Origin of the sequence: Miltoncostaea oceani, from assembly GCF_018141545.1 — a bacterium.
In the GTDB taxonomy this organism is placed as follows: domain Bacteria; phylum Actinomycetota; class Thermoleophilia; order Miltoncostaeales; family Miltoncostaeaceae; genus Miltoncostaea; species Miltoncostaea oceani.
Genome location: NZ_CP064356.1, coordinates 187,746 through 208,682 on the forward strand (window position 1 = coordinate 187,746; position 20,937 = coordinate 208,682).

At 74.2% G+C, this 20,937-nt stretch carries 19 protein-coding genes and 1 tRNA gene; 8 read left to right on the top strand and 12 right to left on the bottom strand.

The features are described from left to right. Positions 1-68: 68 nt before the first annotated feature. From IU369_RS00905 to IU369_RS00950, 10 genes are read right to left on the bottom strand one after another with little or no spacing between them, the layout of a single operon-like run. On the bottom strand, positions 69-761 hold the full coding sequence (locus IU369_RS00905) for a DUF4190 domain-containing protein (protein ID WP_217922680.1): 693 nt from the start codon (positions 759-761) through the stop codon (positions 69-71). A gap of 10 nt (positions 762-771) precedes the next feature. Then, positions 772-1,425: a metallophosphoesterase family protein gene (locus IU369_RS00910; RefSeq protein ID WP_217922681.1), complete on the bottom strand. Its 654-nt coding sequence runs from the start codon at positions 1,423-1,425 to the stop codon at positions 772-774. Positions 1,426-1,438: 13 nt separating this feature from the next. Then, positions 1,439-2,470, bottom strand: coding sequence for a D-alanine--D-alanine ligase family protein (locus IU369_RS00915; RefSeq protein WP_217922682.1), 1,032 nt, complete (start codon positions 2,468-2,470; stop codon positions 1,439-1,441). Beyond that, a complete protein-coding gene (gene pknB / locus IU369_RS00920) occupies positions 2,467-4,455 on the bottom strand; it encodes a Stk1 family PASTA domain-containing Ser/Thr kinase (protein ID WP_217922683.1) in 1,989 nt (662 codons plus the stop codon). Before pknB ends, IU369_RS00915 begins: the two co-directional genes overlap by 4 nt. Then, positions 4,452-5,885, bottom strand: coding sequence for a peptidoglycan D,D-transpeptidase FtsI family protein (locus IU369_RS00925; protein ID WP_217922684.1), 1,434 nt, complete (start codon positions 5,883-5,885; stop codon positions 4,452-4,454). Before IU369_RS00925 ends, pknB begins: the two co-directional genes overlap by 4 nt. Beyond that, positions 5,882-7,249 carry an FtsW/RodA/SpoVE family cell cycle protein gene (locus tag IU369_RS00930; RefSeq protein ID WP_217922685.1) on the bottom strand — a complete coding sequence of 456 codons (1,368 nt, stop codon included), beginning with the start codon at positions 7,247-7,249 and terminating at the stop codon, positions 5,882-5,884. The genes IU369_RS00925 and IU369_RS00930 overlap by 4 nt, the downstream gene beginning before the upstream one ends. Then, entirely contained in the window at positions 7,246-8,583 is a 1,338-nt protein-coding gene (locus IU369_RS00935) for a Stp1/IreP family PP2C-type Ser/Thr phosphatase (protein WP_217922686.1), read from the bottom strand. The genes IU369_RS00930 and IU369_RS00935 overlap by 4 nt, the downstream gene beginning before the upstream one ends. Positions 8,584-8,587: 4 nt before the next feature. After that, positions 8,588-9,193 (bottom strand): FHA domain-containing protein, encoded by a 606-nt coding sequence (locus IU369_RS00940; RefSeq protein WP_217922687.1) that lies wholly within the window; start codon positions 9,191-9,193, stop codon positions 8,588-8,590. Positions 9,194-9,224: 31 nt separating this feature from the next. Then, positions 9,225-10,073, bottom strand: coding sequence for an FHA domain-containing protein (locus tag IU369_RS00945; protein ID WP_217922688.1), 849 nt, complete (start codon positions 10,071-10,073; stop codon positions 9,225-9,227). Continuing rightward, positions 10,070-11,758: a serine/threonine-protein kinase gene (locus tag IU369_RS00950; RefSeq protein ID WP_217922689.1), complete on the bottom strand. Its 1,689-nt coding sequence runs from the start codon at positions 11,756-11,758 to the stop codon at positions 10,070-10,072. The genes IU369_RS00945 and IU369_RS00950 overlap by 4 nt, the downstream gene beginning before the upstream one ends. Before the next feature lie 281 nt (positions 11,759-12,039). Between IU369_RS00950 and IU369_RS00955 the strand changes: the two genes are divergently transcribed. The 4 genes from IU369_RS00955 (at position 12,040) to IU369_RS00970 (ending at position 15,479) form a co-directional block, all read left to right on the top strand. After that, on the top strand, positions 12,040-13,404 hold the full coding sequence (locus IU369_RS00955) for a COG1361 family protein (protein ID WP_217922690.1): 1,365 nt from the start codon (positions 12,040-12,042) through the stop codon (positions 13,402-13,404). Beyond that, a complete protein-coding gene (locus IU369_RS00960; protein ID WP_217922691.1) occupies positions 13,404-14,042 on the top strand; it encodes a DUF4446 family protein in 639 nt (212 codons plus the stop codon). The genes IU369_RS00955 and IU369_RS00960 overlap by 1 nt, the downstream gene beginning before the upstream one ends. Next, positions 14,039-14,890 (top strand): prephenate dehydratase, encoded by an 852-nt coding sequence (gene pheA / locus IU369_RS00965; protein ID WP_217922692.1) that lies wholly within the window; start codon positions 14,039-14,041, stop codon positions 14,888-14,890. Before IU369_RS00960 ends, pheA begins: the two co-directional genes overlap by 4 nt. Before the next feature lie 85 nt (positions 14,891-14,975). Continuing rightward, positions 14,976-15,479, top strand: a complete 504-nt coding sequence (locus tag IU369_RS00970; RefSeq protein ID WP_217922693.1) for an HNH endonuclease — start codon at positions 14,976-14,978, stop codon at positions 15,477-15,479. Here IU369_RS00970 and IU369_RS00975 read toward each other — a convergent pair. Both IU369_RS00975 and IU369_RS00980 read right to left on the bottom strand, forming a co-directional pair. Beyond that, the gene (locus IU369_RS00975) at positions 15,476-15,853 is read right to left on the bottom strand and encodes a hypothetical protein (protein WP_217922694.1); all 378 of its coding nucleotides are present in this window, start codon (positions 15,851-15,853) and stop codon (positions 15,476-15,478) included. The two genes, IU369_RS00970 and IU369_RS00975, sit on opposite strands and share 4 nt — an antisense overlap. A 68-nt stretch (positions 15,854-15,921) precedes the next feature. Next, the gene (locus IU369_RS00980) at positions 15,922-17,157 is read right to left on the bottom strand and encodes a hypothetical protein (protein WP_217922695.1); all 1,236 of its coding nucleotides are present in this window, start codon (positions 17,155-17,157) and stop codon (positions 15,922-15,924) included. A gap of 162 nt (positions 17,158-17,319) precedes the next feature. Here IU369_RS00980 and IU369_RS00985 point away from each other — a divergent pair. The 4 genes from IU369_RS00985 to IU369_RS01000 all read left to right on the top strand — a co-directional run bounded on the left by IU369_RS00985 (position 17,320) and on the right by IU369_RS01000 (position 20,932). Further along, positions 17,320-17,392, top strand: a tRNA-Arg gene (locus IU369_RS00985). Positions 17,393-18,029: 637 nt separating this feature from the next. Beyond that, on the top strand, positions 18,030-18,683 hold the full coding sequence (locus tag IU369_RS00990) for a hypothetical protein (protein ID WP_217922696.1): 654 nt from the start codon (positions 18,030-18,032) through the stop codon (positions 18,681-18,683). A 743-nt stretch (positions 18,684-19,426) separates the two neighbouring features. Continuing rightward, positions 19,427-20,254 (top strand): TIGR02391 family protein, encoded by an 828-nt coding sequence (locus IU369_RS00995; protein WP_217922697.1) that lies wholly within the window; start codon positions 19,427-19,429, stop codon positions 20,252-20,254. Continuing rightward, positions 20,255-20,932: a hypothetical protein gene (locus IU369_RS01000; RefSeq protein ID WP_217922698.1), complete on the top strand. Its 678-nt coding sequence runs from the start codon at positions 20,255-20,257 to the stop codon at positions 20,930-20,932. Positions 20,933-20,937: the final 5 nt, after the last annotated feature.

The window sequence follows — 20,937 nt, forward strand, 5'->3', positions numbered from 1 at the left end:
TCCACGCCCGGCGGCCCCCGCCGCACGGGGGCCACGGAACGCTTACATCGGCGTCGTGCGGGTCCCGGTCAGATCCAGGCGCCGACGCCGCCGATGGCGGCGAGCAGCGACAGGACCAGCATGCCGAGCACCACGCCGGCGGTCGCCATGCCGCGGCCGCCGAGGCGCTCCTCCGACGAGCGGATGTCACCGAGGGCCAGGGTGCCGTAGGCGATGGCGAGGCCGGACGTGACGACGACGACCACGCCGACGACGCCGAGGATCGCGGCGAACGGGGCGGTGCGGGCGCGCTGCAGCCGTCCCGGCGCCATCCGCACCGGGGGGGCGGCCTGCGCCACGAGGCGGATGCCGTAGAGGGCGATCGCGACACCCGCGAGCGCCGCCCAGAAGCCGGCGACGAGCAGCAGCCCGCCGCCGCGCATCGTGAGCTCGGCGCCGTCGGCGAAGTCGTCGGAGGTGCGGGCCGAGATCACGAGGAACGCGGCGACGAGGGCGAGGCCGGTGCCGAGCACCAGGGCCACCATGTGCAGCCACAGCAGGCGCAGGATCGCCGCCGCGAAGATGACCGCCGCCCCCAGCGAGGCGATGACCGCCACCGACGACCCGACCGCCGCGGTGTGCAGGCCCCCGCCCGGCGCGGAGCCGGGCCCGTCGACGATGTCGGCGAGCGGCGACAGGGTGATGAGGACGCCCGCGACCCCGGCGAGGGCGAGTCCCCCGCGGACGACGGTGATCGCGCGGTCGAGGGGGTCCGGGGCCATCCGCCCGATGCTACTCGTGCCCCAGCACCACGGTCCGGGGACGGATGCCCCCGGAGCCGGCCTCGAGGATCCCGACCGACGGCCGCATCGCCCCCGGCCCGAGCTGGCGCCGGAAGCGCCGGACCGCCCGGTCGACCACCCCGGCGGCGCCGTCGCGCGGCGGCGCCCCCCCGTGGAGGCTCCCCCACGGGCAGACCGCGCCCGGCGAGAACCGCAGCACCCCGCCGGTCCACTCGGCGACGGGTTCGTGCCAGTGGCCGTGGACGATGACGTCGACGGGGCCGAGGCGGCGGGCGAGCGCACGGTGCATCCCCGCCCGGTACGGCACGTCGCGGCCGGCGGCGAGGCCCGCGACGACGATGGAGGCGTCGACGAGGTGGCCGCGGTGCCCGTGGATCAGGCCGATGCGATGGCCACCGGCGGCGACGACGAGGGAGTCGGGCAGCTCCAGCCCCCCGAGGCGGTCGTGGTCGCCACGCACGGCGACGACGGGGGCGATGGCGTCGAGCTCGGCGAGCACCGCCGGCACGCTCAGGTCTCCGGCGTGGAGGATCAGGTCGCAGCCCTCGAGGGCCTCCAGCACGGAGTCGGGGAGCGCGGCCATGAACTCGCCGACGTGCGAGTCGGCGACGACGCCGATGCGCGTGGTCCGGGCCGACCTCACCCGGGCCGCCCGGTCAGCAGCGGTAGCGTGCCGCCTCCGCCGCCCGCGCCACGCCGAGGTCGACGAGGCGGCCGACGAGCTCCCCGTACGGGATCCCCGCGGCCTCCAGCAGCCGCGCGTAGACGCTGGTGGGGGTGAAGCCCGGCATGGTGTTCAGCTCGGAGAGGAGCACCTCGCCGTCGTCGGTGACGAAGAAGTCGATGCGGGCGAGGCCGGCGCAGTCGACCGCGGCGAACGCGCGGAGGGCGAGGTCGCGGGCCCGGTCGGCGACGGCGGGCGGCAGGTCGGCGGGCACCTGCACCCGCGAGCGGCCCGGCTCGTACTTCGTCGCGTAGTCGTACCAGTCGCCGTCGAACGTGATCTCCCCGACGGGCGAGGCGAGCGGCACGACGCCGTCGAGCACGCCCACCTCGACCTCGCGCCCGCGGATCGCGCGCTCCACCAGGGCCTTGCCGTCGTGACGGAAGGCGAGCGCGAGGGCGTCGTCGAGGTCCCCGGCGGACGGGACGGGGCTGATGCCGACGCTCGACCCGAGGCGCGCGGGCTTGCAGAACGCCGGGTAGCCGGGGTGGGCGGCCACGCGGGCGCGGACGCCGTCGGGGTCGTGGGCCCACTGGGCCGCGGTGACGACGGCGTGCTCGGGGGTCGGGATGCCGTGCTGCTGCAGGAAGACCTTGAACAGGGCCTTGTCCATCGCGACGGCCGACGCCGCGACCCCGGCGCCGACGTACGGCACCCCGGCGGTCTCGAGGGCGCCCTGCACCGTCCCGTCCTCGCCGTGGGGGCCGTGGAGCACGGGGAAGACCACGTCGAGCGGGCGCTCGGGGCCCCCCGACAGGGAGTGGAGCCGCGCCGCGCCGTCGGGGCCGGGCACGATCGCCACGGGCTCGCCGTCGACGCTCCACGCGCCCTCCGCCGAGATCAGGACCGGGATGACGTCGAAGCGCTCCCGGTCGAGCGCGTCCATGACGGCCCGGGCGGAGGCGAGCGACACGTCGTGCTCGCTGCTGCGCCCCCCCATCAGGACCGCGACGGCCTGCCTCATCGCCGTTGCCCCGGGGGACCGGTCCCGTCGGGGCCGCGCCCGTTCGCGCCGTTCTCGTCGCTGCCGGGGGGCGGCGCCGGGACGGGCGTGCCGGTGGTCCCGGCGCCGGGGTCCACGCCGGTGTCGGGACCGGTGGAGACGGTGATCGTCACCGTCGAGCCCCGCGCGACGTCGGTGCCCTCGCCGGGCGTGACCGCGATCACGACCCCCTCGGGCTCGTCGGAGGCGGCGGTGTCGCTGGTGACGGTGAACCCGGCGGCCGAGAGCTTGGCGGACGCGTCGGTGGCGTTGCTGCCGACGATGCCGTTCGGCACCGGGATGGTGCTGACGGCGGCGGCCACGACCACGCTGACCGAGGTGCCGCGCGCGACCCGGACCGTGGGACCGGGGTCCTGGCGGATGACGGTGCCGGGCGCGAAGTCGCCGTTCTCCTCCTCCGAGACGCCGCCGAGCGCGAGGCCGGCGGCCTCCAGCTCGGCCCGGGCGCTGTCGAGGCCCTGCTGGCGCACGTCGGGCACGGCGACCTCCTCGGGCCCGGTCGACACGACGAGCGTCACGACGCTGCCGACCGGCGCCTGGGTCTCGCCCCGGGGGTCCTGGGAGATCACGATCCCCGACGCGACGTCGTCGCTCGCCTCGGTGGTCACCTGCACCTGGAACCCGGCGGCCCGCAGCGCGCGGGTGGCGGCGGTGCGCTCGTCGCCCTCGACGTCGGGGACGGTGGCGTCGCCCGGTCCCCCGCTGACGTTGAGCACGACGGTGTCGCCCTCGCGGACCTCCGTCCCGGCCCCGGGGACCGTGCCGATGGCGATGCCGGCCTCGATGTCGGCGTTCGTGACGGTCCGCTGGTCGACCTGGAGGCCGAGGCCGGTGAGCGTGTCGGCGGCCTGCTGGGCGGGCTGGTTCGCGACGGGCGGGATGGTGACGGCCGTCGCCTCGTCGCCGCCGAGCAGCACGAAGGCCCCGATGGCGATCGCGGCGAGCAGCACGAGGGCGGCGACGACCGCCGGCCAGCGCCGGCGGCCCCGCGGGGGCTCCTCCGGCGGCGGCGGGCCGACGCGGGTGGTGCCGGTGACGGGGTCCATCACCCGTGTGCGTCCCGTGTCGCCCGTGCCGCCGGCGATGGGCATGACGCGCGTGGTGCCGCCGGAGCCGTCGATGGCGGCGCGGGCCTCGTCGAGGGCGCGGCTCAGCTCGGGGGCGGTGCGGTACCGCTCCGACGGGCGCTTCGCGAGGGCCCGCAGCACCACGTCCTCGAGGACCGCGGGGATGCTCGGCTCGATCTCGCTCGGCGGCTGCGGCGGGTCGCTGACCTGCTTCATCGCGACCGCGACGGGCGGTCCGCCGTCGAACGGCACGCGCCCGGTCAGCATCTCGTAGAGGACGATGCCGACTGCGTAGCAGTCGCTGGCGGAGGTGACCTCGCCGCCGCGCGCCTGCTCGGGGGACAGGTACTGGGCGGTCCCGATCACCGAGCCGGCCTCGGTCATGTCGGCCTCGGCGCCCGCGCGGGCGATGCCGAAGTCGGTGACCTTCAGGTGGCCGTCCTCGGCCACCATGACGTTCTGCGGCTTCACGTCGCGGTGCACCAGGTCGCGCCGGTGGGCGGCGCCGAGCGCCGCCAGGATCTGCTGGGCGTAGTCGATGGCCGTGAGCGGGGGGAGCGGCGCCCGCCGCCGGATGACCTGCTTCAGGTCCGGCCCCGACAGGTACTCCATGACGATGTAGTAGCTGCCGTCCGCCTCGCCGCGGTCGTAGACGGCGACGATGTTCGGGTGGTTCAGGCCGGCGGCGGCGGACGCCTCGCGGCGGAACCGCTCCACGAACTGCGGGTCGGACGCGTAGGGCTCGGAGAGCACCTTCACCGCGACCTCGCGGCTCAGCAGCCGGTCGTAGGCGAGGTAGACGCGCGCCATGCCGCCCGCCCCGAGCTGGCGCCCCAGCTCGTAGCGGTCACCGACCAGCTCCCCGGGCTCGAAAGTCATCGCGCCTCGATCGCGGCGCGCATCACGGCGGCGGCCACGGGGGCGGCGGCGGTGCCGCCGGTCGATGAGGTGTCCTCGATGACGACGGCGACGGCGACGACCGGGTCGATGGAGGGGGCGAAGCCGATGAACCACGCCTGGTTGCGGGTGGCGTCGGAGGTCTCGGCGGTGCCGGTCTTGCCGGCGACGGTGACGCCGGCGGTCGAGAGCGCCGCGGCGGTGCCCGTGCCCTCCCGGACGACGTTCTCCATCATCGCGGTCAGCTCCGCGGCGTCGTCGGCCGCCATGACCTGCTCGAGGTCCTGCGGCTCGGCGCGCTGCACCTCGCGGCCGCCCCGGTCCTCGATGCGCGACATGAGGCGCGGCGCCATCAGGGTGCCGCCGTTCGCGACGGTCGACGCGACCATCGCCATCTGCAGGGGGGTCACCGTCAGGCGCTCCTGGCCGATCGCGATGCGCGCGGTGTCCTCGTCGGGCTGGTCGTTCGGCAGCAGCTCGTCGCCGTCGCGCCGCCCCGACGCGGAGACCTCGTCGTCGGGCAGGTCGATCGGCGGCCGCGTGCCGAAGCCGTATGCGGTCATCGTCCCCCCGAGGGTCGCGGGACCCAGGTTGTCGCCGATGCGGGCGAAGGTGGTGTTGATGGAGTTCGTCAGCGCCGTCGTGAAGGTGTGGTTGCCGAAGGTCCGTCCGCCGAAGTTGCGGATCTCCCCGCCCGGCGTCTCGTAGGAGCCGGTGTCGTCGAACGTGCTGTCGGCCGTGTAGAGGCCGCTCGTCAGGGCGGCCGTCGCGGTGACCACCTTAAAGGTCGAGCCGGGCGGGTACCGGCCGCTCGCGGCCCGGTTCAGCAGCGGGCCCCCGTCGTCGGGGATCGCCGAGAAGTCGGTGATCGCCGTCTGCAGGTCGAACGTCGGGGCCGACGCCATCGCGAGGACGGCCCCGGTGCGGGGGTCGAGGGCGACGACGGCGCCGCGCTGCCCCGCGAGCTCCTGCTCGGCGATCTGCTGCACGCGGGTGTCGAGGCTGAGGATCACGTCGGCGCCGCGCTTCTCCTTCGCCCCGAGGCGCTGCAGCAGGGGCTCGGTGCCGAACGACCCCGCCAGGTAGCGGTTGTAGGTGCTCTCGACGCCGGTCTTGCCGCGGGAGTCGGACGTGTAGCCGACGACGTGCGCCGCGAGGCTCCCCTGCGGGTAGAGGCGCTCGAACACCCGCTGCCCGTCGACGCGGGTGGCGCGGCTCGCGGCGAGCACCTTGCCGTCGGACGACAGGATGCGCCCGCGGTCGATGAGCCGCTCGGCCTGCTGGGTCTGGAGGTTGCCGGGGCGGTCGCGGAGGTCGCCGGCGGCGACCACCTGCCACCAGCCGAGCATCAGCAGCAGCAGGCCGAAGCCCGCGGCGAGGGTCATGTAGAGGCGGCGGATGGAGCGGTTCACGCCGCGACCTCCTCGCGGCGCTGGGCCCGCTCGATCTCACGGGCCTGCTGCTCGGCGCGCTTTCGCTCCCGCCGCGACGGCGCGTTGCCGGTCGCGGAGCGGTGGCTGATGATCAGGAGCAGGGCGATGAGGACGAAGTTGGTGACGACGCTCGATCCCCCGTAGCTGAGGAACGGGAGCGTCACCCCGGTCAGCGGGATGAGCCGGGTCACGCCGCCGATGATCAGGATCGCCTGCAGCCCGAGCGCCGCGGTCAGGCCGCCGGCGAGGAGCTTCGAGAAGCCGTCGTTGGCCTGCGCGGCGATCACGAAGCCGCGCTGGATCAGTACGAGGAAGCCGAGCAGCAGGCCGACGCCGCCGATGTAGCCGAGCTCGCTCGCCACCGCCGAGAACATGAAGTCGGTCTGCAGCGCGGGGATCACGGTGGTGCCGTCGGAGGTCACGAGGAAGCCGCGGCCGAGCCCCGGGCCGATGATCCCGCCCTCGGCGAGCGCGTAGAGCGACTGGACGAGCTGGTACCCCTGGTCCTGCGCGTCGTCGAACGGGCGGAGCCAGTTGTCGACGCGCGTCTGGATGCGCGGGACGACGGTGTAGACCGCCGCCGACCCGACCACGAACGCCGCCAGCCCGAAGCCCGTGTAGGCGACCCGCCCGGTGGCGAGGTAGATCATCGCGAGGAAGATCCCGAGGAACAGCAGCGCCGTGCCGAAGTCGTTGAGCACGACGACGAGGGCGAGGCAGGCGCCGAGGAACAGCAGGACGGGGCCGAGCGCCGCCATCGGGGGCACGGGCACGCCCATCACGCGGCCGGTGGGGATCGCGAGCAGCTCGCGCTTGTCGCGCAGGTAGGCGGCGAGGAAGACCACCATCAGGACCTTGGCGACCTCGCCGAGCTGCACCGTCTGGCCGCCGCCGATCTGGATCCAGAGCTTCGCGCCGTTGATGCGCGTGCCGAAGACCATGGTGATGACCAGCAGGCCGACCGCCGCGAGCCCGATGAGGTAGGTGTACCGCTCCAGCACCCGGTGGTCGGGGAGCGCGACGACGGTGATGATGAAGGCGACGCCGCCGACGGCCATCCAGATCGCCTGGTCCGCGGCCAGCTCGGGGCTGATGCGGTACAGCTCGACGAGGCCGATCGCGACGAGCACGCCGACGATCGGCAGGACGTAGGCGTCGGCGCGCGGGGCGCGCAGGCGCAGGGCGATGTGCATCGCCAGGAAGACGACGACGACGCCGGCGACCCCGGGCAGCGGCCCGTAGTCGAGGGTGTCGGTCCGCGCCGACGCCACGGATCCGGCTCCGACGAGGCCCAGCAGCAGCGCCGGGACCATGAATCCCAGCTCTCGCGTGCGGGGGCTCACGGGGTGGTGGTCGTTCCGGGCGTCCCGGGCGCGGTCTCGGGCGTGGTGGGCGCCGGGGTCGTGGCGGGGCCCGTGGTGGCCGGCGGCGGCGCCTCGATCACCGGGGGCTGCGTCACGCCGTACGTCCAGACGAGGCGGGCCGCGAGCTCGACGGCCTCACCCTGCCCCCGGACGGTCGTCGAGACGGCGCCGGGCTCGGCATCGCGCACGGCGTCGGCGGGCACGCCCGTCTCCTGCCAGGGGGTCGAGAGGTCGGCGCCGAGCACGTCCCACGGCAGGCCGTGGGCGACGCGCACGTCGCCCTGCGGGGACTCCTCGAGCGTGTAGATGCGGCTGTTCGCCCAGGCGCCCGCCCCGATGAGGGCGGCGACGAGGACGACGACGCCGATCACGACCGGGACGACCCGCGACCGGCGGCGCGCGACCGGCTCCAGCACCTTCGGCGCACGCCCCGACGACTCGGCGCCGGGGCGGTCGGTGGACGCGTGCCCGTGCAGGCCGCCGAGCACGCGGACACCCGTCGCCGTGGTCCCGGCGTCGCCGCCGCCGTCGCCGGCGACGGGGGCCTCCATGGTGTCGCCCTGCTGCGGCGCGGAGGCGGGGCCGATCCGGGCGAGCACGACGGTGACGTTGTCGGCGCCCCCGGCCCCGTTGGCGGCGGCGACGAGCTCGCGGGCGGCGCCGGTCAGCGACGTGGCGCGGGCGAGGATCCCGGCGATGGTCGCCTCGGGGACGTAGGAGGAGAGCCCGTCGCTGCAGAGCAGCACGACGTCGCCGTCGCGGACGGGGGTGCTGACGGTGTCGGCGTCGACGTCGGCGTCGGCCCCGAGCGCGCGGGTGATGACGTTGCGGTGGGGGTGGCTCTCCGCCTCCTCCGCCGTGATGCTCCCGCGCCGCACGAGCTCCGCGACGACGGAGTGGTCCTCGGTCACCTGGGTCAGCGCCCCGTCGCGCCACAGGTAGGCGCGGGAGTCGCCGACGTGCACCACGTCGAGGTGGTCGTCGCGCATCATCGCGGCGGTCAGCGTGGTCCCCATGCCGCTCTTGTCGGGGTCGTCGCTCGCGAGGCGGCGGATCGCGCGGTTCGCGTCGCCGACGGCGGAGCGGACGTCCTGGGTGGAGAACGGGGTGGTGAGCGCGCCGACGGCGTCGACGGCCATCTGGGCGGCGACCTCGCCGGCCTTCGCGCCGCCCATCCCGTCGGCGACGACCAGGACGCCCCCGGCCACGAGCGACCGGTCCTCGTTGTGGTGGCGCACCCGGCCGGTGTCCGACAGGTGGGCCACCTCCACCAGCATGAGGGGCCCGTCCGGGGTGGTGCCCTCGCCGGTCACGCGGCTACTCCTCGTAGCGCAGGATGGTCTGCCCGATGCGGAGCTCGTCGTGGACCTTCAGCTGGGCGTCCTGCTCGATGCGCCGGTCGTTCAGGAAGGTCCCGTTCGTCGATCCGAGGTCCTCGACGAAGTGGTACGCGCCGCGTCGCATGATCCGCGCGTGCATGTGGGAGACGAACTGGTCGTCGGGGATCGATATCCCGGAGGCCTCGGAGCGGCCGATCGTCATGCCGCCCTCGAGCGGGATCACGCGGCCCACCTCCAGGCTGTCGGAGGTCTCGACCAGGAGCCGCGGGTCGAGGTTGTCGTGCATCTCGACGCGCTCGGAGCCCTCCAGCCAGTTCCCGGCGGTCTCGTCCTCGGAGCGGTCCGCCGCCGGGACGGCCGGGACGACGACGGGCGTCGGCACCGGCGGGGCCGGCTCCGGGGCGCGTGCGACCGGCGGCGCGGGGGCGACGGGGGCCTCGGGCATCGCGGCCTCCCGCGGCGCGACGGGCGGGGGCTGGGCGGCGCGCAGCTGCCGGCCCGAGCTGCGCACGACGGTCCACACGAAGGCGTAGAGGAGCACCAGGAAGGCGACCTCCGCCACGATCAGGCCGGTCTCGTTCACGGGCGTCGCCTCGGCGTCGGGTGCACGGTGCTCAGCTCAGCTCGACGCGGATCGGGGTGGTGCCCACCACGATCGTGTCGCCGTCGGCCAGCGCGTGGCGCTTGACGATCTGGCCGTTCACCTCGGTCCCGTTGGTGCTCCCCATGTCGACCAGGAAGTAGTCGAGCCCGATGTGGCGCACCTCGGCGTGGACGCGGCTGGCGTTCGCGTCGGGCACGACGACGTCGCAGTCGCGGCTGCGGCCCATGGTGGAGACGCGCTTGCTCAGGCGGGTGCGGGTGGTGCCGACGACGAGGGTCATCGTCTCCTGGGTGAGGCCGGCCTCGCGGGCGTCGGCGGCGGAGATGACCTGGGTGCCGCTGACGCCCTCGAGCGCGCCGTAGGGGCGCGGGGGCGGGGGCGGGACGGGCGCGGGGACGGGGGCCGCGGGGGGCTCCGGCGCCGCGGGGGCGTCGAGCCCGGGCGGGCGCTCCTCGCCCGGCGCCGCGGCGGGGGCGGGGGCTCCGGCGGGGGCCTCCGCCATGCGACACGAGATCCCGAACTCCCCGACCCGCAGGTCGGCGTCGGTCTCGAGGCCGACGACGGCGGGGGCGACCAGCGACAGGCCCGCGCCGCGCGCGTGGGCGTCGAGGTAGGCGCCGAGCTCGGCGACGAGGGACCGCTCGTACGACGCGAAGGCGTCGCGGTCCTGTGGGGACAGGTACACGGTGAACTCGTTCGGGACGTAGACGCGCGAGACCGAGATGGTCTTGTGGTCCTCCATCTCGCGGGCCAGCTTGCGGGCCAGCTCCACCGGTTGCAGGGAACTGCGGAAGGCCCTTCGGAAGCCACGCTCGAAGAGGCCCTCGATCTTCTGCTCGATGTCGCGCAGGAGGCTCATACGATCGGACCGCGCAGAGTAGCGGACGTCCTGACCGGCGTCGTGCGGCGGAACGTCCGCCACGGCCGGACGGCCCACGCCATCACCACGGCGGCGGCCGGCAGGAGGGCGCCGAGGGCCGTCGCCGCGTCGACCGCGGTGGCGACCACGGCGATGCCGAGCGCGGTCAGCCAGATCGCGCTCGCCACGACGCGCGGGCCGCCCGCGGCGGCGCGCATCACGACCGGCACGAGCAGGGCGGCCGCCACCAGCGCGAGGGCCTGGACGAGGGCCTCCGGACGGTCGGCGAACGGCTGCCAGAGGCGGTCCGCGGCGACGGCGGGCGAGGTCTCCCCCTCGAGCTCGCGCACGGCGGACCCGAGGAACGGCCCCCCGGCGAGCAGGGCGTCGGTGCCCGCGCCGACCTGCCAGACGAGCGTGGCGAGCACCGACGCGGCCGCGGCCCAGAGGCGCGCCGGCCACCGGGGCAGCAGCCCCGCCAGGGCGGGGGCGAGGGGTCCGAGCCCGATCGCGAAGAGCAGGGGGCCGACGGCGGCGGCGAGCACCAGGCGCCCGTGTCCCCAGCCGCTCAGGACGATCGCGAGGGCCGCGAGGCCGAGCAGGACGCCCGCGGCGGGGGCCGAGGAGACGACGAGGGCCGTGGCGACCCCGACGCCGGCGAGGGCCGCGGCGCGCGACCGCCACGCCGCGGCGAGCCCGGCGACGGCCATCGCCGCGACCGCCGGCCCGGGGGCGCCCCAGTCGACGCCGCCGGCGCCGTCGAGGGTGGTGGACCCGTGGGCGAGGGCGGCGGCCGCGGTCGCGGCCCCGACGGCGGCGCTCGCGAGCACGGGCAGCGCGTGCAGGCCCCGCCGCCGGGCGGCGCGGACGCCGCCCTGCACGCCGCCGAGGGCGTCGGCCAGGTCGGCGGCGGACGGCCGGGTCGCGGGGTCGGCGCGCAGCCCCGCGTCGACGGCGCGGCAGAGGGCGTCGGGCAGGTCGGGGCGCAGGCGCTGCAGCGGGGGGACCGCCCCGGCGGCGGCGCGCCGCGCCGTCTCGGCGGGGGAGGGCGCCGACACCGGGTTGCGCCCGGTCAGCCCCTCGTGGATGACGAGGCACGCGGCGTAGACGTCGGTGGCCGGCCCGGCCGCCTCGCCGCGCGCCTGCTCGGGGCTCATGTAGGCGACGGTGCCGACGACGCCGCCGGTCATGGTGAGGCCGCTCTCGCCGGAGAGGCGGGCGACGCCGAAGTCGGAGAGCTGGGCACGGCCGCCGGGGCCGACGAGGATGTTGGCGGGCTTGACGTCGCGGTGGACGACGCCGCGCGCGTGTGCGTGGGCGAGCGCGCGGAGGACGTCCTCCCCGATGCCGACGACGGCGTCGGCGCCCGGGGGTTCGGGGGCCCGCAGCAGCTCCGACAGCGACCGCCCCTCCACCAGCTCCCAGACGAGGTAGAGGCACTCCCGGTCCTCGCCCCAGTCCCGCAGGGCGACGATGCGGGGGTGGTCGAGCCGGCCCGCGGCGCGCACCTCCGCCCGTACGCGCGGCGCCAGGTCGAGCTCGACGGGGACGACCTTCACGGCGACGTCGTCGCCGGTCACGAGGTCGTGGGCGCGGTGCACGACGGAGGTCGCGCCGCGGCCGATGGCGGGTCCGAGGACGTAGCGCCCGAGGGCGCGCCGATCCGATGCGAGGTGGGCGGTCACGTCGAGGGATCTTCCACGACGCGACCCTCCATCCTTGCCGGGCCGGGTGCGGAGGGGCATCATCCCGCCGCACGACGCCGTTCCCCGGTGCCCCGGGACGGCTCCGGGCACGCCGCCGGGTGAGGCAGGAGGCCCCGCCGGGTGGTGGAACTGGTCGACACGCTAGATTCCGCGTCCCGCGCTCGCACGAGCGAGGCGGCGAGAGCAGATCGCCCGATGACACTTCGTCTCCCACACCAGGTGCGGACCGCCGTCTCTCCCGAAACCCCCGCGACGTAGCCATGGCCGAATGGGACGACGAGCGGCCCGACTTCGACGCGGCCTTCCGCGACGAACCCGAGGACGCGGGCAGGGCGGGCCGGCGCCGTGGGCGGCAGAGCCGCCGCGCCGCGGAGCCCGACGACGCCGGCAGCACCGGTGAGATCCCGCGTGCCCGTGTGTCGGAGGGGTCGTCCTCCGGCGGGGGGCGCACGTCGGGGGCGCGGGCCGGTGCCGGCCGCGCGACGGCGCGTGCGCGGGCGGCGGCGCGTGGCGCCCGGGGTGGCGGCGGCGCACGGCGCGGCGGCGGGCGGGGCCCGTCGGGCGGCGGCGTCGCGGTGCTGCAGGGTCCGCGCGGGCGGCTCATCCTCGGCATCGCGTTCGCGGTCATCCTCGTCATCGTCATCGCGCTCGTGGTCAAGGACTGCCAGCGCGACCAGCTCGAGGACTCGTACACCGAGTACATCAACGGCGTCGCCGCGGCGGTGAGCACCTCCGCCGAGCAGGGCGCCGCGTTGCGCCAGGTGATGGCGAACCCGCGGGGCGAGCGCCCGCCGGAGCTGCGCCAGAAGATCCAGGACATCGCGAACCAGGCCCAGGGGACGCTGGACGAGGTCGAGAACCTCGACCCGCCCGGAGCCCTGTCCGCCCCCCAGAACAACCTGGTGCTCGCGCTCCAGTACCGCGTGACGGGGCTGAACACCCTCGCGAAGAACCTCCCGACCCTGCTGCAGTCGACCGATGTCCAGACGAAGGCGTCGGGCATCGCGGGGATCATGAAGCTGTTCCAGGCGAGCGACGTGATCTACGACACGTCCTTCAACGAGCCGGCGAAGCGGGCGCTGGAGGACGACGACATCACGGGGATCGAGGTGCCGCAGCTCCAGGCCTTCCTGCCGAACGCGGCCCTGACGACGGTAGAGGGTGCGCGCACCCTGCTGCCCGACCTGCAGCGGCGCACCCAGGCGACGGGTGGCTCGGGTGGCGACGCCGAGTCGTCCGGGAACCTGCGTGGGACGTCGCTCGAGTCGACAGTGGCCCTGCCGTCGGAGACGCGCCTGACGCCGGGCACGACCGCGGCCGTACAGCAGACCGAGATGCTGAAGTGGGCGGTGACGGTCATGAACAGCGGGGACTTCGACGAGACGAACGTGGTGGTGCGGGCGACGTTCTTCTACTCATCCGACCCGCAGGACACCGACGTGCGCGAGGTTCCGATCGAGAACATCGCGTCGGGTGAGTCCATCACCGTCGAGATCGATGGGCCGGGGTCCGACAAGGTCGTGTTCGGTGACCAGGGCACCCTCCGAATCGAAGTCGAGCCCGTGACCGGGGAGACGCGCATCGACAACAACCGCGTCGAGTACCCGGTCAAGATCACGATCTGATGGAGGTCGACGCCTGGGTGGCCGTGGCCGCCGGCGTGCCGGGCCTGATCGCCCTCGGCGTCTGCGTCTTCCTGTGGATCGGCCTGCGCCGTGCCCGGGCGGCGCAGCAGGTGCTGCTCCCCGACGGGGCGTCGGCGGGCCTCATCGACCGCCAGGCGACGCTGCAGCGGGCGATGACGCGCCTCGAGGGCGGGTTGAGCGACCTGCAGAGCCTGGTGGAGCGGCAGGGGGAGTTCACGGAGGCGAACCTCCGTACCGCCCTGCGCTTCCAGGGGATGGTCCGGTACGACGCGTACCGCGACATGGGCGGCAACCAGTCGTGGTCGATCGCCCTGCTCGACGGCAACCGGTCGGGTGCGATCGTGACGTGCCTGCACGCCCGTGACCACGCCCGGGTGTACCTGAAGGAGATGAACGCGGGCGAGCCGGGGCAGCGCCTGTCCCCCGAGGAGGAGCGGGCGGTGGCCCTGGCGTTCGGCGCCCCGCCGCGTCCCGCCCGCGGGTCGGGGACGGCCCCGCCGTACCCGGGTCCGCCGGCGGCGGCGCCGTTGCCGGAGGCCACCGATGACGACGGCGACGACCAGTCGACGGGGGAGATCCCGACCGATCCGGAGCGCCCGGCCGGGCCCGCGGCGTGAGGGTCGGGTACCTGGGGCCACCCGGGACCTTCTGCGAGGAGGCCCTGCTGTCGCTGCTCGGCCGCGACGTCGAGGAGGTCCCCTTCCCGACGGTGGTCGACTGCTTCCGTGCGGTCCGCGAGGGCGACGTGCCCGAGGCCCTCGTGCCGATCGAGAACACGATCGAGGGGTCGGTGAACCAGACCCTCGACCAGCTCGCCGCCGGTGACGGCCTGCGCATCCGCGGGGAGGTGGTGCTGCCGATCCGCCACCACCTGATCGCCCGCCGCCGGATCGACCCGGCCTCGCTGGAGCGCGTGCTGTCCCATCCGCACGCGACGGCGCAGTGCCAGGGGTGGCTGCGGTCGACGGCGCCGCACGCGACGATCGTGGCGACGAACTCCACCGCCGACGCGGTCCGGATCGTGGGCGAGGGGGGCGACGACGACGGCCACTCCGCCGCGATCGGCACCCTGCGCGCCGCGGAGCTGTACGGCTGCGAGGTGCTCGCGACGGACATCGCCGACACCCACGACAACTCGACGCGCTTCGTCCTGCTGGGGACGGAGCCGGTGGAGGCGGTCGGTCCGGGGCGCTTCCGCACGTCGATCGTCTGCGGGCTGGAGCGGGACCGCCCGGGTGCGCTCCTCGCGATCCTCCAGGAGTTCGCGATGCGCGCGGTGAACCTGACGCGCCTGGAGAGCCGGCCGACGAAGACCGGCCTGGGGTCGTACATCTTCTTCATCGACATCGAGGGGAGCCGCGACCGGGACCTGCCGGTGGCGTCGGCGATCCAGGCCCTCGAGGATCAACGTGTCGCGGATGTCACGGTGCTGGGGTCCTACCCCGTCGGCGGCGCGCCCGGCTAGAATCCCCACGGGCTCAGGGTGAGAGACGGCAGCCTCCGTGACGCTTCATGCCGGTCGCTCACCCACGCGGACGTCCGAGGAGCCAATGGCGCAGCAGGTCCTCGTCCTGAACGCCACCTACGAGCCGATCAACGTGTGCTCGCTGCAGCGGGCGGTCGTGCTGGTGCTGAAGAACAAGGCCGAGGTGCTGGAGCGCGCCGCCCGGTCGTTGCGCAGCGCGACCCAGAGCCACGTGTACCCCCTCGTGATCCGGCTCGTCTACTTCGTGCGGGTGCCGCGCCACGAGTCGCGGAAGATCTCGCGCCGCGCCGTCTTCGCCCGCGACGGCTACGAGTGCCAGTACTGCGGCTCGGCGTCGCACCTGACGATGGACCACGTCATCCCGCGGTCCCGCGGCGGCCGGTCGAGCTGGGACAACGTCGTCACCGCGTGCGCGCCGTGCAACCTGCGCAAGGGCAACCGCCTGCCGGGTGAGATCGACATGCGTCCCCGGACGAACCCGCGGGCCCCACGGCCCGACGTGTTCATCTCCGTCGCCGCCCCCCGGCAACCGAACGCCTGGCTGCCGTACCTGGCGAAGGCCTCCTAGAGGGGTCCGCCGAGCGCCCGCCGTCCCGCCCGGGTGAGGCGGAGGTCGACGGTGGTCTGGTCGCGGCCGCTGACCCGCATCACGACGAGCCCCTGGTGCTCGAGGCGCTGGACCCCCTCCTCGACCAGGTCGCGGTAGGCGGTGCGGAGGTCCTTCGGCATGCCGGGGAACAGGCCGGTGCGGTGGGGGTCGAACGGCATGGTGATGCGCCACATCTCGACGACGCCGTCCTCCGCCACCCCGTCCGGGCCGAACAGCGCCTCGAGGACGACCGCGGCGAGGTCGTCGAGCGACAACGCGTCGAGTCGCGCGAGCTCCGTCCGCAGCCCGGATTCGTCGCGCCGCCGCCGGTCCCCACCGCCGAGGATGCCCATCACCCGACCATATCCTGCGACGCCGGGCGCCCTCGCGTGACCGGCCGCGGCCGGCCGGGAGCGGCGGCTCAGGGGGCGAGGGCCGCCTCGGGGAGGCCGCTGCCCGACGGGTCCTCGAGCCACGACGCGATGACCAGGGACCCGCCGACCTGGAGGGCCGGCGACCCGTAGAGCGAGGCGAACCGGTCGGGGCGGGACCACGGGGGGCCTCCGGCGGGACGGACGACGAAGAAGTGGTCGTCCGGGCCCGGTCCGGGATCCACCCCGGCGACCACGACGACCCTCCCGTCCGCGTCGACCGCGAGGTCGCCCGCCCCGTAGAGGTAGCCGAAGTCGTCGTCCGGGCGGTCCCACGCGACCTCGGGCGGCCCCCAGCTCTCCGACGCGGGGTCGTAGGCGGCGAACAGCAGCTGCGTCGTCGCGAGCCAGGCCGCGACGGGCACGCCCGCCGGGGTCACCGCGACCTGCCGCCCGGTGCCCAGGTCGGGCAGGGAGGTCCAGGCGTCGGCGTCGTACGGGAGGAACCTGATGGGGACGGTCCGGGACGCGGGACCCGAGAACCGCGGCGACGTGTTCACCGAGGCGACGGCGTCGCCGCGGGCGTTCAGCGACAGGTCCCCCACGATCGGAGCCGCGATCGTCCCGCCGGCCATGAGCGGGACGGGCGTCGTCCAGACGGCGGTCTCCGGCGCGAGGTGCGCCGCCCACACGGCCGCGCCGGGTCCCGTGCCGCCCGCCGTCCAGGCCACGACCACCCGTCCCGACCCGCGGGCGACGGCGGCGACGAGGCCGCTGCGGGGCGCGCCGCCGACGGGCAGGGGATGGGCGCGCCACCGTCCGGAGGGTCCGCGTACCACGGCCACCGCGTCCCGTGAGCCTCCCACCACCAGCACGACGCGCCCGCGGGTGACCGCCCCATCCAGGGCGTCCCCCCGGCGGACGGCCGCCGGCAGGCTCTCGGCGCGCCACGCGCCGCGGCGCCAGACCGACGCCACGAGCTGTCCGCCGCGCCGCCACACGACGACGTGCGGATCGGCCGGGCGGTCGCCCAGCCGCACGAGGCGCAGTGCGCCGCGACCGACGAGCCGTCCTTCCGCGGGGGTGCCGAGGCGGGCGGCGCTGCGGACCGACACGCGGATCGCGTCCGGCCCGCGCCGGATCCGCTCGTACGCCACGGCCACCCGCCCGGCCGCGTTCACGTCGACGCGCGCCTCGCCGAAGGAGGCCTCGCCCCCCGGGGGCAGGATCCGCTCGGCGGCCGCCGGCGTGGCGGAGGCCAGCGTCGCCAGTAGGACGATGAGCACGGACGCGACACGACACGGCACGGCGGGCCCCCTCGGATACCTACGCATCCGACCCTATGCGAGGGTCCCGGCCGCACGCCAGGGTCGACCACCTCCCGGGCGGAGGTGGGAACGGGGTGACCGGACGGAAAGCGCTGCAGGGGGGCTATCCTGGCCTCGCGCGCCCCCGTAGCTCAGTGGATAGAGCACAGGTTTCCTAAACCTGGTGTCGCAAGTTCGATTCTTGCCGGGGGCATCGCGAGATCGCGCTCAGAAAGGGCTATCTCATGCCGTTCGAGCCGGTCCGCGGCGGGTGCGGAGAAGCATCTGGATACGTCCCGGCGCGGCCGATCAGCTGCTCAGACGTTGCGGGAGACGTTGCGGGGGATCGTGGGGGTGGACCAGCCCGCGGCACCGACTACCTCAGACGGTCACGGCGCTGGCCTCAACGCTGCACCTCCGCCATTGCAAGGCGGAGGCCGTCGGTTCGATCCCGTCATCCTCCACTGCTCGGAAGCCCCGAGATCGTCTGTATGTAGGGCGGTCTCGGTTCTCGCTGAGCCCGATTGCCCAGGCGGCACGAGGCGTCACCAAGTGCCCGGAAATGCCGCCGGTGGTCCTGAGATGGTCCTGAAGCCGCTGTCCAATGCCGGCAGTCGTCAGTGCTCGGCCCTGCCGGTTGAGCAACGGGCTCGACCACCACCGGAGAAATCGGCGCCGCTCGCCTTTTCGGTGGCCGCGCCGTCGCCGCGTCCGGTTCATGAACGACGCGACCCGGGGTGCCAGCCCCGGGTCGCTCCCTACGAAAGTTCACTGCCTGTGGTCCCAGAGTACCCCACGCGTCAGATCGCCTCGAGCGATCCAGGCGGCGACAGCACAGCGACACCCAGGCCGTGACCGACGTCGCCTACGCGATCGAGGTGGAGGCCCTTGCCAGCGAGCGCTTTGCCGCCGTCGGCGGGAGCGTGCTGGCCGCTCTGGCCGAGTCGGGCCTGAGCTCTCGGCGGGTCGCGAACGTGATCAGCTGGTTCATCGTCGCCCAGCTTGCCCTCGGCCCCTGGCGCTCGCGCGGCGAGGTCCGACCTGCTGGCCTCGCGCAGAGGATGGGCGTCTCGCGCTGGACGGAGTGGCGCGCGCGGCGCGACGCGGTACTGGCCGGGGTCGTGCGCGAGTGGTCACTGCCCGACCCGGAGGCGCGCGGCTACGGGCGCGGGGCCGTGCGAGTGGTGGAACTCGCCTTCGTGCGCACCCGCGCGGTGACCCAGAAGGTGGCCACCCAGAAGGCAGAGCGCGCGAGCCGCGCCGAGCGCCGCCGTCAGGAGCGCGAGCGCACCAGGGGCCAGCGCGTCTGCGCCGATCCGGCGGACCCGGCACGTGTCCCCGTCATCACGTCCGAGCCCCCGATGCCACCGCCGGCCGCTCCTCTGACGCTCGGCGATCTGCGATCACCCGCCGCCACGCGGATCTGGGCTCTGATCGAACGTGTTCAGCACGGCGGTCGCGCTGGCGGCGAGGACGTGACCAGGCCCCGCCCACCGCCTGCGTAGCCGCCCCGCCCCTTTCGAACCGACGATGAAAAGGCCGCCGGTGTCCCCGGCGGCCTTGCCATGCGCGGGAAGGGTCCCACCGGTGCCCGACGGCCTGATCGCATCGCCCGAGACGCTCATCCGCCGATCAACAACCGCCGGTGGAGGGCCGTCGGGCAGGAGGTCGACCCCAGGCCGCTGCAACAGTCGCGAGCGTGCACCGCCAAGCGCTGCGCCGGCCTCGCGGACCACCCTCGAGATGCCGTGCGGCGACTGGAGACTGGGTCCTCACAGAAGCTCCTTCGGAGCTCAAAGGGAAGAGACGGGCGCTCCGGCCGGCGGCGGGCCCGCCGGTGCGCCCTCAAAGCGGCACGGCAGCCTCGTTCGCGACGGGCCCCCCGGCCGCTCCTTAGATGTCGTCCGCTGCCTTCTCTTTCGGAGGGACCAAGGCATCCCCTTGGGACCACCTCGGGGCAGACCAAGTCGGCGGATCCTCCATCGCCTCCGGTCGCACCCGCGAAGAACCGAACACGGGCGGCGCGAAGGGTCCCAGTCCGGGTCCGGCCGGGGAATTCTCGTACCCCATCACCACGGATCGCTCGGCGCTGGCATCGTCAGGTATCAGGTCACCAGGCACCCATCGATCCCCGCCCCGCCCGCTGCTTCACGTCACCGGAGGCCACGCCAAGCCACCCGCATTGGAAATGCCACCGTGCCCGGGCCTCGTCGGAGAGTCCCGCCGAAGAGGGAGTCATCATTGTCGTATGCCGACTCGATGCTTCACCTACAGCGAGCTTGAGGCGATCTGCCGTGCTCTCGGCGAAGCGACCGTCGGTGGACGGATACCTGGGGCACTCGCCGATGCCGGCATCCCGGCCGAGTCCCTGCTGAGCACCAAGTGGAGGAGAATGCTCGAGGACGCTGACCGCGAGCAGGCGCGCAGTGGCGACGGCTCCTGTGTGCTTCGGCTCATCGAGGCGATCATGGCTCCGGTCGGATTCAGCCAGAACCCACAGGCCTTCGACGAGGCACGAAGCGTCCTCAACCGAGTGCTCCCATTCACCGGCCATGAGCTGAAGACAGACGGCCTTGTCGCCAAGGTCGAAGCCGCACGCACGCTTCGCGAAGCCGAGCGGCGGGCGGCCGCGCTCCACGACAAGCTCGCCGAGCGCGGCGTGCATCCCGACGTGCTCAGTGCCTGCCGGCCCGAGCTCCTGGAGGAGAACTACTTCCATGCCGTGCTGGAGGCAACGAAGAGCCTGGCCGAGAAGGTGCGGGTCCGCACTGGCCTGGAAGGTGATGGAGCTGAGCTCTTCGACAAGGCCTTCAGCCTGAAGACCGGACTCCCGCCCTTGGCGTTCAACCGCCTTGAGAGCGAGACGGAGAAGGGGGAGCACCGGGGGCTCGCCACGCTCATGAAGGGAGTCTTTGGAGCGTTCCGGAACCCGACAGCTCACGCCCCGCGTGCAAGCTGGCCGATCAGCGAGGAGGACGCCACTGATTTGCTCCAGACCGCCTCGTTGCTCCACCGTCGACTCGACGCGGCCTACGTGACGCAAGCGGCCCCAGCCTACGGGCGAGCAGGGGCCTGAGTGTCCTCGGGCGGAATACCAGACTTCGAGGCGGGGCCCGCTCGATCGCGCGCAGTGGTTCGCTGGGGGAGGCACGAGCCGGACTGGCGGGGCTACGCCATCGGCTATCGGCGCGCCGCGGACGCTCTCGCGCAGGAAGCCACCACCGGCCGTGTTTCTCTCGACCTCTTTGTGTTTCCGCTCGCGGGGCTCTACCGGCACGCCCTCGAACTGCACCTCAAGTGGCTGACGGTTGCGATACGAGAGGAATTGGGAACGAGCACGGCTCTGCTCATGACCCACGACATCGAGCGACTCTGGCGTCACCTCAGGGAACCGCTTCGGCCGCTGGGTCTGCGCGATCCGGATTGGGAGAGCCTCGATGCAAAGGTCCTCGCCTGGTCTCGACTTGACCCGAAGGGTGTGGGCTTTAGGTATCCGGTGACAGTCAGCGGAGAGCCGGCCCTGACGATGGACGCGCTCAACCTCGAGGTGCTCGCCCAGACATCCACGGAGATCCTGGACGCCTTGGAGGCCCTGATCGGCGCCGCGAGGGACGAGGGTCGCGTTCTGGCCGGGGAGGCTATGGTCGAAGCCGCAAGCGAGTGGTGGTACTCGCTTGCCAGCGAGGAGCGGGAGCGGTACGAGGAGGAGCATGCCGAGCTTCACGAGGCCTACATGGCTGGCCACATCCCTTGAGCGAC

Excerpts from the sequence above, each read along its gene's own strand:
- IU369_RS00995 (WP_217922697.1), top strand. The coding sequence starts at position 19,427 with ATGCCGACTCGATGCTTCACCTACAGCGAGCTTGAGGCGATCTGCCGT.
- IU369_RS00975 (WP_217922694.1), bottom strand. The coding sequence starts at position 15,853 with ATGGGCATCCTCGGCGGTGGGGACCGGCGGCGGCGCGACGAATCCGGG.
- pknB (WP_217922683.1), bottom strand. The coding sequence starts at position 4,455 with ATGACTTTCGAGCCCGGGGAGCTGGTCGGTGACCGCTACGAGCTGGGG.
- IU369_RS00970 (WP_217922693.1), top strand. The coding sequence starts at position 14,976 with ATGGCGCAGCAGGTCCTCGTCCTGAACGCCACCTACGAGCCGATCAAC.
- IU369_RS00915 (WP_217922682.1), bottom strand. The coding sequence starts at position 2,470 with ATGAGGCAGGCCGTCGCGGTCCTGATGGGGGGGCGCAGCAGCGAGCAC.
- IU369_RS00945 (WP_217922688.1), bottom strand. The coding sequence starts at position 10,073 with ATGAGCCTCCTGCGCGACATCGAGCAGAAGATCGAGGGCCTCTTCGAG.
- IU369_RS00955 (WP_217922690.1), top strand. The coding sequence starts at position 12,040 with ATGGCCGAATGGGACGACGAGCGGCCCGACTTCGACGCGGCCTTCCGC.
- IU369_RS00960 (WP_217922691.1), top strand. The coding sequence starts at position 13,404 with ATGGAGGTCGACGCCTGGGTGGCCGTGGCCGCCGGCGTGCCGGGCCTG.
- IU369_RS00905 (WP_217922680.1), bottom strand. The coding sequence starts at position 761 with ATGGCCCCGGACCCCCTCGACCGCGCGATCACCGTCGTCCGCGGGGGA.